Below are 14,525 nucleotides of genomic sequence, written 5' to 3' on the forward strand. Positions count from 1 at the left end.
ACGTAACAAACTCGGGTATAGTATGCCACGAATCGTTTTCCCTTGAGGGATGTTGTTAGCCCGCTATACTGGGCGGATAACGGCTCCACTTTTCGGGCAACGCGCCCGATTCCCGTATTTTTACAGGCAAAATCACACTCATGCGACTTGATAAATTTATCGCTCAGCAACTCGGCGTCAGCCGCGCTATTGCCGGGCGTGAGATCCGCGGTAGCCGTGTTACCGTGGACGGTGAAATCATCCGAAATACCGCGTTCAAACTGCTGCCAGAACACGACGTAGAATATGATGGCAACACGCTGGTTCAGCAAAACGGCCCACGTTACTTTATGCTTAATAAACCCCAGGGCTACGTGTGTTCGACCGATGACCCGGATCACCCGACGATCCTTTACTTCCTGGATGAGCCTGTTGCGCATAAATTACACGCTGCGGGTCGCCTGGATATCGACACCACCGGTCTGGTGCTGATGACCGACGACGGGCAGTGGTCGCATCGCATCACTTCGCCACGTCATCACTGTGAGAAAACCTATCTGGTTACGCTGGAATCGCCGGTTACCGATGATACCGCAGAGCAGTTTGCAAAAGGTGTGCAACTACATAACGAGAAAGATCTCACGAAGCCGGCGGTGCTTGAAGTTATCACTCCCACGCAGGTGCGTTTGACCATCAGCGAAGGGCGTTATCACCAGGTGAAACGGATGTTTGCCGCCGTGGGCAACCACGTTGTCGGACTGCACCGCGAGCGGATCGGCGCCATTATCCTCGATGCTGACCTTGAACCGGGTGAGTATCGTCCATTGACCGACGCAGAAATTGCCAGCGTTGGCTAAGCCAGAAAGGCCAGGTTTTTAACCTCCCTCTGACAAATTCAGGAGTTTTTTGTGACCACCCGGCAGCACTCGTCCTTTGCCATTGTTTTTATCCTCGGTCTGCTGGCTATGCTGATGCCACTGTCGATCGATATGTATCTTCCGGCGCTACCGGTGATCTCCGGGCAGTTTGGCGTGCCGGCGGGCAGTGCGCAGATGACGCTCAGCACCTATATTCTGGGCTTCGCCGTCGGGCAACTGCTGTATGGGCCGATGGCGGATAGCCTCGGGCGAAAGCCGGTGATCCTCGGCGGCACACTGGTGTTCGCCGCTGCTGCGGTGGCCTGTGCGCTGGCGCAAACCATCGATCAACTGATTGTCATGCGATTCTTTCACGGTCTGGCAGCCGCCGCGGCCAGCGTGGTGATCAATGCGCTGATGCGCGATATGTATCCTAAAGAAGAGTTCTCCCGCATGATGTCATTCGTCATGCTGGTGACCACGATTGCGCCGCTGATGGCGCCGATTATCGGCGGCTGGGTGCTGGTGTGGCTGAGCTGGCACTATATCTTCTGGATCCTGGCGATCGCAGCGGTGCTGGCCTCTGTCATGATCGCGACGCTCATTAAAGAGACGTTGCCGGTGGAAAAGCGCCAGCCGTTTCATATCCGCACGACGATAGGTAACTTTGCCTCGCTGTTTCGCCATAAGCGGGTGCTGAGCTATATGCTGGCAAGTGGTTTTAGCTTTGCCGGGATGTTCTCATTTCTCAGCGCCGGGCCTTTCGTGTATATCGAAATCAACCACGTATCGCCGCAGGATTTTGGTTACTACTTCGCTCTGAACATCGTCTTTCTGTTCATTATGACGATTTTTAACAGTCGCTTCGTGCGTCGGATCGGTGCGCTGAACATGTTCCGTACCGGATTGTGGATCCAACTGGCGATGGCGGTGTGGATGGTGCTCAGCGCGCTGTTTGGCGTCGGTTTCTGGGCGCTGGTGCTGGGGGTGGCGGTCTTTGTCGGCTGCGTGTCGATGATCTCCTCCAATGCGATGGCGGTGATCCTCGATGAGTTCCCACATATGGCGGGAACGGCTTCGTCGCTGGCGGGTACCTTCCGCTTTGGCATTGGCGCGCTTGTCGGCGCGTTGCTCTCTCTGGCGACGTTTAATTCGGCCTGGCCGATGATTTGGTCTATTGCTTTCTGTGCAAGCTGTTCAATTTTGTTCTATCTCTATGCGAGCCGTCCGAAAAAACGGTGATCAAATACACAACATGGAAGCCATTCGGCTTCCTTTGTTGATGTACGTCAACGACAATTCCATCATTTCCCCGATATATGTTTATTTTATGTAAAATCAATTTATGTAAAAAGTCACATCATTGTAGTTAAAAAGGTTGAGTTAGATCGCAGAAACGGGTACATATACCCCGCACTCCTGTCCCGACTGGAAACATCTATTTTAATAAAGGCCATACCGACCATACTGGCCGCGCGGGATAAGGATCGTCACGTTATGCAACCGTTTAAGGACGGATTGTCAATGATGTGTTAATATGGATGTAAATATATTGTGAAGTGATTGTGCTTCCGGGGAAAGAAAGTGACAACATTACAGCTCTCAATCGTTCATCGCTTACCACAGAACTATCGTTGGTCAGCGGGTTTCGCAGGTTCGAAAGTTGAACCGATTCCGCAAAATGGCCAAAGCATAGAAAACAGTCTGGTGGCACTTAAACTGCTGAGTCCGGATGGCGATAGCGCCTGGCCGGTGATGCATAAACTCAGCCAGGCGCTCAGTGATATCGAGGTGCCATGCTCCGTTCTCGAGTGTGAAGGCGAACCGTGCCTGTTTGTGAATCGCCAGGATGAGTTTGCTGCGACCTGTCGCCTGAAGAATTTTGGCGTGGCCATTGCCGAACCGTTTTCTAACAACAATCCATTTTGAGCGTCAGCTTAGCGTGAGAAGTTGACGCGTATACGCCTGCTGCGGCGCGCTAAAGACGTGCTCGCATTGCCCCTGCTCGATTACCTCTCCCTGTTTCAGCACAATCACCTGATGGCATAACGCGCGTACTACGTGCAGATCGTGGCTTATGAAGATATAAGCCAGACGGTGCTTTTGTTGTAACGATTTCAATAGCGCGAGGATTTGTGCCTGCACGGTTCGATCGAGAGATGACGTGGGTTCATCAAGAACAATCAGTGACGGTTTCAGGATCAGCGCTCTGGCAATCGCGATACGCTGGCGCTGACCGCCGGAAAACTCCGCCGGATAGCGATGGCGCGTATCGGCATCCAGTCCCACTTCCGCCATAACGGCCATGACCTGCTGCTCACGCTGCTCGGCTGAGAGCGTTGGCTGGTGAACGCGCAGTCCCTCTTCAATGATTTGCAGTACGCTCAGTCGCGGATTCAGCGAGGAGTTGGGATCCTGAAAGACCACCTGGATACGATGGCGTACGGGCAACAACTGTCGGCGCTTAAGATGTTGTAACTGCTGCCCGTCAAATTCTATGCTGCCCTCGGAGGTAATAAGCCGCAGAAGTGCCAGCCCGGTCGTACTTTTCCCTGAGCCTGACTCGCCCACCAGCCCCAGCGTTTCACCGGGTTGCAGGCTGAAGCTGATGCCTTTCACCACCTCATTGTTCGCCACCACGCGCTTGAGGATACCTTTGCGAATAGGGAAAGCGACGCGTAAATCCTCGACCCTGAGAAGGGGGGACAGCCCCATCGGCAACGGTACCGGGTCGCCTGCTGGCTCGCTGTTGAGCAACTTCTGCGTGTAGGGATGTGCGGGTGCCTGGAGAAGAGGGGCGGCACGGTTTTGTTCAACGCATTGCCCATTTTGCATCACCGCCACGCTGTCGGCGAGTTTCCTGACAATACTGAGGTTATGGGTAATGAACAGCATCCCCATATTTAGCTCATGCTGGAGTTCACGCAGCAGTTGCAGGATCTGCGCCTGTACTGAGACATCCAGTGCAGTGGTCGGCTCATCGGCAATGAGCAATTCAGGTCGCGTTAACAGCGCCATCGCAATCATCACCCGCTGACGCTCGCCCCCGGAAAGTTGGTGCGGATAATCGCCCAGCCGTTTTGTCGCCTGACGAATGCCGACCCGATCAAGACAGCCTAATATCTCCGCGCGTGCCGCTTCCTGGCGCATTCCCCGGTGTAGTGAAAGCACTTCATAGAGCTGTTTTTCAAGATTGTGGAGCGGGTTCAGCGACACCATCGGCTCCTGGAAAATCATGGCGATCTTGTTGCCGCGTACGCCGCGCAAGGTCTGCTCACTGGCGTGCAGTAAGGACTCACCGTGAAAACGGATATCGCCGCCGAGATACACTGCGGGCGGGGTAGGTAACAGGCGCAGAATCGACAGCGCGGTAACGCTCTTGCCGGAGCCGGATTCTCCCACCAGCGCCAACGTTTCGCCGGCCTCCACGCGTAACGAAATCGCGTTAACCACCGTGCGGACCGTTTCCTGCTTGCGAAATCCCAGTGTCAGATTGTCAATGGCGAGCAAAGGTTGCGTCATATTACACCGCCTTGTTGGGATCGAATGCGTCACGGACGGCCTCGCCGATAAAGATCAGCAGCGAGAGTAAAATGGCCACGGACAGGAAGGCGGTAATGCCCAGCCACGGCGCTTGCAGGTTATTTTTGCCTTGCAGGAGCAACTCGCCCAGCGAAGGAGAGCCTAACGGCAAACCAAAACCGAGGAAATCCAGTGATGTCAGGGTGGTAATGGAACTGCATAAAATGAACGGTAAGAAAGTCAGGGTGGCAACCATCGCGTTGGGTAACATGTGGCGAAAGATGATACTGCGGTCGCTAACGCCGAGCGCCTGGGCGGCCCGGATATAGTCAAAATTTCGCGTGCGTAAGAACTCTGCACGCACTACGCCCACCAGACTCATCCAGCCAAACAGCACCGTAATCGCCAGCAGCCACCAGAAGTTGGGTTGTACGACGCTGGAGAGCAGAATGATCAGGAACAGCGTCGGCATGCCCGACCAGACCTCGATAAAACGCTGGCCCCAGAGATCCACTTTGCCACCGTAATAGCCCTGCAACGCCCCGGCCAGCACGCCCATCACGCTTGAACACAGGGTTAGCATCAGGCCGAAAAGAATGGAGATACGTGTGCCGTAAAGCACTCGAGCCAGCACGTCGCCACCGTTGGCATCGGTACCCAGCCAGTTTTGCGCCGAAGGGGGCGAGGGAAAGGGGGTATCGGTTGCAAAGTTGATGCTGTTCGCCCCAAAGCGCACCGGTGCCCAGAGGACCCAGCCGCGGTCTTCCAGTTGTTGTTTCAGCCACGGATCCTGGTAATCCGCTCTTGTTGCCAGCGGGCCGCCAAAATCGCTCTCACTGTAGTTTTTGACCAGCGGGAAGTACCAGCTTCCGTCGTAGCGCACCAGCAGCGGCTTATCATTAGCAATCAGCTCAGAACACAGGCTCAGACCAAACAGGACGAGAAAAATCCACAGCGACCAGAAACCACGACGATTATGGCGAAAACGTGCCCAGCGGGCCTGATTGACGGGGCTTAAATGGGCCATTAACGTCCCTCAAAATCAATACGCGGATCGACCAGCGTATAGCTGATATCACTGAGAATATTCAGCAGCAGGCCGATCAGGGTGAAGATGTACAGCGTGCCAAACATTACCGGGTAGTCTCGAGAAACCGTCGCCTCATAACCCAACAATCCCAGACCATTGAGTGAGAACATGACTTCAATCAGCAGTGAGCCGGTGAAAAACATACTGATGAAGGTGGCAGGAAAACCGGCGATCACCAGCAGCATGGCGTTGCGAAAAACGTGCTTCCACAAAATATTCCCTTCACTTACCCCTTTGGCACGGGCGGTGACGACGTACTGTTTACGGACCTCATCGAGAAAGGAATTTTTGGTTAGCATGGTCAACGCGGCAAACCCGCCAATCACTGTCGCCAGGACGGGTAAAGTGATGTGCCACAGATAGTCGGTGATCTTCTGATACCAGGGCAGAGAGTCAAAATTCGCCGAGACCAGACCACGCAGCGGGAAGAGATCGTAATAGCTGCCGCCGGCAAAGAAGACAATCAACAGTATTGCGAACAGAAACGCCGGGATAGCATAGCCGATGATAATAAACGCGCTGCTCCAGACGTCGAACCGGCTGCCGTTATGCACGGCCTTGCGGATCCCTAAAGGAATCGACACCAGATAGATGATGAGCGTACTCCACAGCCCCAGAGTGACCGACACCGGCAGACTCTCTTTGATGAGCGTCAGCACCGAAGCGCTACGAAACAGGCTATCACCGAAATCGAAGCGAATGTAATTCCACAGCATGGCGAAATAGCGCTCGTGCAGTGGCTTATCAAAACCGTAACGTTGGGTGATTTCGGCAATGACTTCCGGATCGAGGCCGCGTCCTCCGCGATAGTTGCTGTCGCTGATGTTGCCTACTCCGGTCCGGGCGTGGCTGGCGCGAACGCCTTCACTTCCGGCACCGGGCAGTGCGCTCGTCTGACCAAATTCAATGGCGGCAATCGCCTGATCGACCGGGCCGCCAGGGGCAATTTGCACGATGAAAAAGTTGATGGTGATGATCGCCCAGAGCGTCGGGATAACCAGCAACAAACGGCGAATCAGGTACGCGCCCATTTAGTCTCCCTGTCGTCTGGCGGCAGGCAACTTCGCGGCCCGGTTTACGTCATACCACCAGTTATCCAGGCCGATGGTATAAATCGGACGAATGGCCGGACGGGAGAATTTATCCCACCATGCCAGTCGATCTTCAGCCATGTACCACATCGGCAGCATGTAGTAATTCCAGGTCAGTACGCGGTCCAGCGCGCGGCCAAGCGGCAGTAGTTTGTTTTTATCACCCTGCGCGGCGATGATTTGATTAATCAGTTTGTCGACCACCGGACTTTTAACACCCGGAGAATTATAACTTGAGTCGATGTATTCGGATGCCCAGGAGATTTGCAGATCGGAACTGGGCCACGGCGTCGCGCGCCACAGGGTTGGCATCATGTCGTAGTCCCGACTGCGTAAGCGGTTGGTGAGCTGTGAGTTATCAACCTGGCGAATGGTCATCGTGATACCCAGACGCTGAAGATTGTGCTGGAAGGGCAGGACCCACTGGCTGTTACTGGCGGCGGAAATAAGCAGTTCAAAGCTCAACGGTTTACCGGTGGCCGTGTTAATCCGCTGCTGGCCTTTCAGTTCCCAACCTGCGTCTTTCAGTAACTTATCGGCTTTTAGCAGGTTTTCCCGATCGTAACCGTCGCCCTTAGACACGGGAGGCTGATAAATCTGGCTGAATACTTCCGGCGGCAGATCCTGTTTCATGGGGGCCAGCAGTATCAGTTCAGCCGCATCAGGGTAGTTTCTGGCGGCGTATTCGGTGTTCTGGAAATAGCTGTTTGCCCGGCTCCAGGCGTTGTAGAACAGCGCTTTATTCATCCACTCAAAATCAAACGCCAGCGTAACGGCTTCACGGACGCGTCGGTCACTGAAAACGGGGCGTTGGATGTTGAAAGCCAGCCAGCGCGTATCCTGCGCCGATTCATTTTTCTGTTCATCTTTGATGATGTACTGATTATCAAAGTTTTTGCCGACATAGCGCGTCGCCCAGTTTTTGGCGTCGCTCTCCAGACGCAAATCAAACGCACCGGCCTTGAAGGCCTCAAAGGCCACGTTGTCGTCGAGATAGTAGTCGTAGCGAATGACATCAAAATTCCAGCGACCACGATTGACCGGCAGATTGGCCGCCCAGTAATCCTTCACGCGCGAATAGACAATATACTGGCCCATTTTCCACTGACTGATGCGGTACGGGCCGCCACCCAGCGGTGGTCTGGATAATGGGTCGCTGAGCTTGTGATCTTTCCAGTACGCTTGCGGCATCACGGGCAGGGAGAACAGACTGAGCATATCCTCTTTACCTGGCTTCGCGAGCTCCATGCGCACGGTCAGTGGGGCAATGGCTTTGACCGTGGTGCCTTTGTAGACCAGACGAAATTGGGGCACACCTTCGGTCATAAATTTGTTGAAGGTGAAGGCAACATCTTTTGCCATGACGGGTGAACCATCATGAAAACGGGCGCGAGGGTTGATCGTGATTTCAACCCACGAATAATCCTCCGCATAACGCGCGCTCTCGGCGATCAGCGGATAATAGCTGCCGGGCTCGTCATCAGAAGTGGTAAAAAGGGTGTCGTAGAGTTGTTCGGTTCGGGCGGCCGGATTACCGCGCAGCGCATAGCGGTTAAAATTGTCAAATGTGCCAAGGGCGGAAAGCGTGATCTGACCGCCTTTGGGGGCCGCGGGATTGGCGTAATCGAAATGATCAAAATTGAACGCGTATTTAGGCTCTCCCAATACAGCGAAGGCATAACTCTCTTTGATCGCCTGCGCCTGGACGCCCGCGCTCATCAACATGACAAACAGCAGTAATATGCGAACGATTATCTGCAAAGGGATTCCTTCTCTTGCTTACCTGCCAGCGCAGGTCACACTTATGTCTGAATAATAGGGCAGGTGGCGTCTGTTGTGAATCCACGCGTTGGCGCTTTACCATTTCAGCGTGTGTGGCTGCGAAACCCACTGGACAAATTCGTCGAGCGGCATGGGGCGGCTAACCCAGTAGCCCTGAAGGAAGCGAACCCCGTGTTCATGCAGCCATTTCGCCTGCTCAGGCGTTTCCACCCCTTCGGCCACCGTCATCATGTCGAGGCGTTTAGCGAGAGTCAGCACCGCATCCAGCACCGGCGAGGTGACGGTTTCTGTACCAATGGCGTGAATAAAACCGCGATCGATTTTCAGATAATCCAGGGTATAGCGCTCAAGATAAATCAGCGCGCTGTGACCAGTACCGAAGTCATCTATTGCAATTTCGAAGCCTGCGGCATGCAACCATTCAAACAACTGGGAGGCTTCATGCTGTTGGATCATGTCGCGTTCGGTAATTTCCAGCACAATCTGGAAGTGGTTGGGAGGCATCGCGGCGATTAACTGGCGAACGTCGTCTTTAAAACTACTGCTATGCAGATGGTCGGGCGCAATATTGATACCGTACTTTGCGCCAACAGGCAGGACTTTTTGCAGCGTAGGGGCATCTCGCGCTACCAGTTTAAACAGATGCTGGGTCAATGGCACAATCATGTGCTGGGCTTCAGCGTAATGAATAAACGCATCAGGCGGGATCTCTCCCGCCGTTGGGTGTCTCCAGCGTAACAGCACCTCCAGTCCAGTGACCTTCAGTGACCGCGTATCCACAACGGGTTGATAGACTACGTAGAATTGATCGCGTTTGATCCCAGTGAGGATTTCTTTTCCGGGTCGTAGACGGATGCACATGATGTAGTAGCAGAGTAAACCTGCAATGATGCCCCCCATCCCGCCGAGAAGCAGGGCATACCATAAGTCGGACCAGGTCCAGTTAGTTGCGTATAGCCTGATCGTTACCGGAACACCGTCAATTTTTGCTTCGCGCTCCGGCGAACTGTCGAGTTCATCAACGGCGAGCAGATGGTCCGAAAAAGTCGACAACGCGGTTTTTCCGACAATAATGGCGATCCCATCAAAGTCTTCTTGTCGGGCGGTATACAGCAGATACGGTGTGAGGTTGATATTCAGGGAGGTGAAAACGCCGCTATTCACCAGCAGGGGATTGCGATACCAAATCACCATCGCAGGTTTATCGGGCATCATTGGCGTTCCCGGAATAATCGCCATATCGATATCTTTACTTATATCAAGGCTGGGGACCAGTTCGACCAGCAGTGAATCCATTCCACCGGTTGCCGATGAGCAAAATGCTTTTTTATCCTTAACCAGCAAAAACGCGCGCACGTTCAGACTAAACGCGGCACGGGAAGTGAGTTCCGCGCCGACTTGTTCGCAGGTATTTAATGTCAATGGCTGCAGGATATCGATGGTACTTTTGAGATCGGCGAAATAGCTGACCAGGTAATGTTGAATGTCGGAAACCAGTGTGTCGTATTTGACTTCCCGCTTATGCCACGCCATCACGAACTGTAGACTACTGATAACAATAGCAACGGCAACCCCTGTAATCAGGCAGGTAAGCACGATTTTTCGACCAGTCGTTAAGGCGTGTGTGAACATGATACCTGGTTTTACCCTGAGGTTGTCGGGATGATAAATGTGATGGAATAACAAGACTATAGCCTGGTTTGATTCGGCGAGTCATGCTTTTCCACAGTGAGTAAAGGGGAAACCAAAAAAAAGCACCGCCGAAGCGATGCTTTTCTTCTGTCTCGTCAGGGAAGCCAAGGGATAGCAACCAAACGATTAACTGCGACTCAGAACCCGACGCGCTTCGTTATAGCGCTTTTTCCAGTATGGCTCGTTCATGCTGGAGATGATGACACCGCTGCTGGTAGAGGCATGAACAAACTGGTTGTTGCCAATGTAGATACCAACATGACGACCCGTCGAACCTGCACGGAACAGAACCAGATCACCGGTACGCAAATTCGTGCGTGAAACCGATTTACCCGTTTCCTGTTGTTCGTAAGTGGAGCGTGGGAGTTCTAAACCAAATTGTTCGCGGAATGTACGTTGTACAAAGCTGGAACAATCAATACCTTTTTTAGAGTTGCCGCCGAGACGATAGCGCACGCCTTTCCAGTCAGCATACTGATCCATAATCCGCGATTTAACATCGAGGTTACGCACCATACTCTCAAATTCATCCTGAGAAGCTTGCAGTGAAGAAGCTTCCTGGCCCACACCAAGCGTCTCAGAATGCGTGTTCTTTGCGGTGTTAGTGGTAGTGCTACATGCAGAAAGCAGTACCGCAACTGCTATCGCGGGGATCCCGCGCAAGATATATCTCAAGATCGGTTGAGATTTGACCATTTTGTTTGTTTTCCCTTGAAGTCCTTAACGATAAATATCGTTATAAAAAATGCCAAACGTGACGAGACTAATTACCTGCGCACAATGAGACAATTCTTTAAGCGCAAAACTGTGGCTGAACGCACAAATTTATTCGCGAAGAGAATAATAACCCAGCGAGGCAAAACGAGTTCGAGGTTACCCGATTGCTACAGGCTTGGCGAGTGATTTTATCTGAATTTTAATAAGAAAATGTGATACAGAAAGTGAATAAGTGGGATTGGTTAATTTAAGCGCAAAACGGTGGGAAAATAGACAACTCATTCATTCTCAAAGAAAATGTTATGACTAAATAATGACAATACGATGAATAATTTATCTTAACGCATCATCAGGGCTTAAGAATAAACCCTGATGATGTTAATAACTGTGCGTTATTTGTTTAAAATTTGTTTGTTTTTGCCGGGCAGATAATTGTCGAAAAGCGTGATAAGGCGATCGCTTAGTGGGGTCAGAAGACACCAGGGCAGGCCAATTAAGGCCACGGTTAATGAGCCTACGGTGATATCAGTAAACCAGTGGGCACCAATCATGACACGTGGGAAAGCAAAAACCACAACGATAATAAGGCCGATGATCCCTGCGGTTTTTCCGAAATAACGCAGCATAAAAGCGGCGAAAATAAGCAGCATCATCCCGTGATCGCCAGGGAAACTGTCTCTGGACGCATCCTTCGTCGGGATATGCAGCAATTCACTGACGCGGTAAATATTGTCAAAACTGAGCGTGGGGCTTGCGCGTTTTACGGGCAGTAGCGCCTGACCAGCCTGGTTCAGAACCACGGCGGTGAGTAGCATCACCAGACCGATGATGACAATACGACGGCGGCCTGCAGGCGTTTCCTTCAGCCAGAAACTCAGCATCAGACAGCCCATCGCCAACAGGGAACAGGCGTCAAACGCCCGGTTATTGGTGATGGCGACCAGCCACAGGAAGGCCTTGCTTTCTACCAGTTTGTGGTTGAAAAAGTGGAAAATGCTGGCGTCAATGGGAAACCAGAATCCATGCCTGGCAGGGATATACCAGCTCATGAACAAAGCCAGACCGGCAACATTCAGCAGGAGTATCAGTGGTAACCGGATTTTCATATTTAAAGAGTTCACTGTTCAATAAATCGCAGGCAACCTTACGCGTGTACAGCTAAACGAAGCTTCAACAATGCGCTCTGTAATGTATTCCAGTCTGCCTCAGTACTGGAAATCAGTTCTATGCGGCTGTCTGGCGGTGCGACGTTCTGCGTTTCAATGTGCAGATCCTCACCCTGGCGGTTAATGCGCACGAGGCCTTCCGGAATACGCATGACCCCCTTCACCCGGCCAACGGGCGCCAGACGAGCCCATTCCAGCAGTCCGATGGTGTCAAAGATGGTATCAGCATCGAAAATCCAGCCGCAGGCCTGATGCCCCTGGCCGCTGTTCAGGCTACGACGCCAGCGCTGCTGCGTCGGCAGGCTCAGTGCCGCCAGCCCTCGCGTTTCTGAGTGGCTGTGCGAATGCGCTGCGCTGGCGGGCAGTTCAGTCAGATTCAGACGCGGTAAGTCCAGCAATTGCCCATCAATCTGACCGTGTTCGGCCTGCACTAACTGACGATTACCGCCAAACTGCTGCCACCAGGTCTGCAGAGCGCGTTCACTCTTTGCCGTTGCGCGATCGGTTTTATTCGCCACGATGATATCTGCCGCAGCCAGTTGGTCACGGAAGTTCTCATTGGCAACGATTTTTTCATCCAGCAACCCGCGCGGATCAAGAATGCACAGCGTGGCGCGAAGGTCTATCCAGGGCTCATACACTGGCGCGGTGAGGAGGGAGAGGATCTGTTTCGGGTGCCCGAGTCCTGTCGGTTCGATCAGCAGGCGGTCTGGTTTTCCCTGACGCAACAAGGTATTCAATCCAACCTGCATGGGCAGGCCGTTCACGCAACACATACAGCCGCCAGGGATCTCCTTGAGCAACGCGCCGCTGTCTGCAAGCAGGGCGCCGTCGATGCCAACCTCACCGAACTCATTGACCAGTACCGCCCATTTTTCGGCAGGATCTTTGTGCGTTAACAGATGAAGAATTGAAGTGGTTTTTCCACTGCCGAGGAAACCAGTAATAAGGTTAGTTTTGGTCACGCCTGCTCCAGAATGATGTGCCGTAACGATTACCATTAATCCTGGCGAAAAAAAGCGAAAAAGAGAAGGGCGGGACGAACGAAGACAGGCCCCGTTCGCCTTAATGGCAGAAATTGCTAATTTTTTAGCGTATCAATCACCGCCTGATGCGCGCCGCGTTGCGCGATACGCTGCCAGGCTGCTTCAATCGCCTGGACAAAATCAGGATTATGCGGGAGGTCATTGCCAAAGACTTCCTGTAAGGTGAGTAGAGCCACGACGCGTTGCTCCTCACGACTGGCGGCGACGATTGCGCGGATTTTATCGCTCAGCGGGTCGCGAACGTCGATGGTCGCGCCGGCATCATCGATGCCACTGACGTAGCGCATCCATCCCGCCACACCGAGCGCCAGTAAAGGCCATGCGCTCTCACGCGCCAGATGGAGACGAATACCCGCCAGCATTCGTTGCGGGAGTTTCTGGCTACCGTCCATCGCGATTTGCCAGGTCTTATGCTTCAGCGCCGGATTGGCAAAGCGTTCAATCAGGCTTTGCGCGTAGCCGGTTAAATCCACGTCTGTAATAGTGAGCGTCGGCGCCTGTTCATTCATCATCAGTCGGTACGCGGCTTCGCGAAAGGCGTTGTCCTGCATACACTCGTTAATATGCTGAAACCCTGAAAGATAACCGAGATAGGCGAGAAACGAGTGGCTGCCATTAAGCATGCGCAGTTTCATCTCTTCCCAGGGGCGAACATCGCTGACCATCTGCACGCCTGCGGCTTCCCACGCGGGACGACCGGCGACAAAGTTGTCTTCGATCACCCATTGAATGAACGGTTCACAACTGATGGCGCAAGGATCGGCGACGCCCAGCTCGCGGGTGATTTCAGCCAGAGATTCCTCTGTAGCGGCCGGAACAATACGATCGACCATGGTGGCGGGAAAACTGACGTGTTCACGGATCCAGCTTGCCAGCGCGGGAGCGCGTTTTTCCGCCATCCCCAGTACGGCATTCTTCACTACGTGGCCGTTATCAGGAATGTTGTCGCAGGAGAGCACCGAGAATGGCGCCAGCCCGCGCGCCTGTCGACGTGACAGCGCCTCTACCAGAATACCGGGCGCGGAATGGGGTTCGTCAGGCGACTGCAGGTCGTGAATAATGCGCGGATTCGTCAGGTCCAGCGTACCGGTGGCCGGATCGATGCAATACCCTTTTTCGGTAATGGTCAGTGAGACAATCGCCACCTGGGGTTCGCAGAATTTTTCGATAATCGTGGCGAGCGAGTCGAGCTTTGCGTTCAGGCATTCGTTGACGGCACCGACGATAATCGCCTGATTGCCGTCTGCGCCTTTTTCCAGCACGGTGTATAAATGATCCTGTTCGCGGAGTTGACTCATCAACGTGTCACCGCTGAACAGGCTGATTTCACAAATTCCCCAATCTCCGCCCTGGGCGTTCAGCACCCGATCGGTCAGTAATGCCTGATGCGCACGGTGAAAGGCGCCAAAACCGAAATGCACCATGCGCGTTTTAAGCTGCTGGCGGTCATAGTGAGGCATTTGTACGCCATCCGGCAGTCGTGCTGAGGCAATTGTAGTCATTTATTACACACCTGATTAACCATAAATTAACAACGCCAGTGTAAAGTTATATGACAACAAATTGAATTGGTAAGCCGAATT

General features: G+C 53.1%; 12 protein-coding genes. 3 read left to right on the top strand and 9 right to left on the bottom strand.

Annotation, left to right across the window (positions count from 1 at the left end; all coding sequences use genetic code 11):
- The first annotated feature begins 140 nt into the window (after window positions 1-140).
- From rsuA to I6L53_RS07380, 3 genes are all read left to right on the top strand, one after another.
- Window positions 141-836, top strand: coding sequence for a 16S rRNA pseudouridine(516) synthase RsuA (rsuA, locus tag I6L53_RS07370; protein ID WP_042317941.1), 696 nt, complete (start codon window positions 141-143; stop codon window positions 834-836).
- A 51-nt stretch (window positions 837-887) separates the two neighbouring features.
- A complete protein-coding gene (locus I6L53_RS07375) occupies window positions 888-2,078 on the top strand; it encodes a Bcr/CflA family multidrug efflux MFS transporter (protein ID WP_042317942.1) in 1,191 nt (396 codons plus the stop codon).
- A 342-nt stretch (window positions 2,079-2,420) separates the two neighbouring features.
- Entirely contained in the window at window positions 2,421-2,765 is a 345-nt protein-coding gene (locus I6L53_RS07380; protein WP_042317943.1) for a YejG family protein, read from the top strand.
- Between the two features lie 3 nt (window positions 2,766-2,768).
- Here the strand turns inward: I6L53_RS07380 and yejF are convergent, their stop codons facing one another.
- The 9 genes from yejF to I6L53_RS07425 all read right to left on the bottom strand — a co-directional run bounded on the left by yejF (window position 2,769) and on the right by I6L53_RS07425 (window position 14,444).
- A complete protein-coding gene (gene yejF, locus I6L53_RS07385) occupies window positions 2,769-4,358 on the bottom strand; it encodes a microcin C ABC transporter ATP-binding protein YejF (protein ID WP_042317945.1) in 1,590 nt (529 codons plus the stop codon).
- Between the two features lies 1 nt (window position 4,359).
- Window positions 4,360-5,385: an ABC transporter permease gene (locus tag I6L53_RS07390; RefSeq protein WP_042317947.1), complete on the bottom strand. Its 1,026-nt coding sequence runs from the start codon at window positions 5,383-5,385 to the stop codon at window positions 4,360-4,362.
- Complete coding sequence (locus I6L53_RS07395; protein WP_042317948.1) at window positions 5,385-6,479, bottom strand: microcin C ABC transporter permease YejB; 1,095 nt, start codon at window positions 6,477-6,479, stop codon at window positions 5,385-5,387. Before I6L53_RS07395 ends, I6L53_RS07390 begins: the two co-directional genes overlap by 1 nt.
- Window positions 6,480-8,294, bottom strand: a complete 1,815-nt coding sequence (locus I6L53_RS07400) for an extracellular solute-binding protein (RefSeq protein WP_042318068.1) — start codon at window positions 8,292-8,294, stop codon at window positions 6,480-6,482.
- Between the two features lie 102 nt (window positions 8,295-8,396).
- Window positions 8,397-9,953, bottom strand: coding sequence for a cyclic di-GMP phosphodiesterase (locus tag I6L53_RS07405; protein WP_042317949.1), 1,557 nt, complete (start codon window positions 9,951-9,953; stop codon window positions 8,397-8,399).
- 186 nt (window positions 9,954-10,139) lie between these two features.
- On the bottom strand, window positions 10,140-10,709 hold the full coding sequence (gene mepS, locus I6L53_RS07410) for a bifunctional murein DD-endopeptidase/murein LD-carboxypeptidase (RefSeq protein WP_042317950.1): 570 nt from the start codon (window positions 10,707-10,709) through the stop codon (window positions 10,140-10,142).
- A gap of 413 nt (window positions 10,710-11,122) precedes the next feature.
- Window positions 11,123-11,836, bottom strand: a complete 714-nt coding sequence (locus tag I6L53_RS07415; protein WP_042317951.1) for a phosphatase PAP2 family protein — start codon at window positions 11,834-11,836, stop codon at window positions 11,123-11,125.
- 38 nt (window positions 11,837-11,874) lie between these two features.
- Complete coding sequence (locus tag I6L53_RS07420) at window positions 11,875-12,861, bottom strand: CobW family GTP-binding protein (protein ID WP_042318069.1); 987 nt, start codon at window positions 12,859-12,861, stop codon at window positions 11,875-11,877.
- 116 nt (window positions 12,862-12,977) lie between these two features.
- On the bottom strand, window positions 12,978-14,444 hold the full coding sequence (locus I6L53_RS07425; protein WP_042317952.1) for a mannitol dehydrogenase family protein: 1,467 nt from the start codon (window positions 14,442-14,444) through the stop codon (window positions 12,978-12,980).
- Window positions 14,445-14,525 lie beyond the last annotated feature (81 nt).

Origin of the sequence: Citrobacter farmeri (assembly GCF_019048065.1) — a bacterium.
GTDB classification, from domain to species: Bacteria; Pseudomonadota; Gammaproteobacteria; order Enterobacterales; family Enterobacteriaceae; genus Citrobacter_A; species Citrobacter_A farmeri.

What these genes read in the sequence shown, in the direction of transcription:
- rsuA (WP_042317941.1), top strand. Translation starts at nt 141, where the DNA reads ATGCGACTTGATAAATTTATCGCTCAGCAACTCGGCGTCAGCCGCGCT.
- yejF (WP_042317945.1), bottom strand. Translation starts at nt 4,358, where the DNA reads ATGACGCAACCTTTGCTCGCCATTGACAATCTGACACTGGGATTTCGC.
- I6L53_RS07390 (WP_042317947.1), bottom strand. Translation starts at nt 5,385, where the DNA reads ATGGCCCATTTAAGCCCCGTCAATCAGGCCCGCTGGGCACGTTTTCGC.
- I6L53_RS07395 (WP_042317948.1), bottom strand. Translation starts at nt 6,479, where the DNA reads ATGGGCGCGTACCTGATTCGCCGTTTGTTGCTGGTTATCCCGACGCTC.
- I6L53_RS07405 (WP_042317949.1), bottom strand. Translation starts at nt 9,953, where the DNA reads ATGTTCACACACGCCTTAACGACTGGTCGAAAAATCGTGCTTACCTGC.
- mepS (WP_042317950.1), bottom strand. Translation starts at nt 10,709, where the DNA reads ATGGTCAAATCTCAACCGATCTTGAGATATATCTTGCGCGGGATCCCC.
- I6L53_RS07415 (WP_042317951.1), bottom strand. Translation starts at nt 11,836, where the DNA reads ATGAAAATCCGGTTACCACTGATACTCCTGCTGAATGTTGCCGGTCTG.
- I6L53_RS07425 (WP_042317952.1), bottom strand. Translation starts at nt 14,444, where the DNA reads ATGACTACAATTGCCTCAGCACGACTGCCGGATGGCGTACAAATGCCT.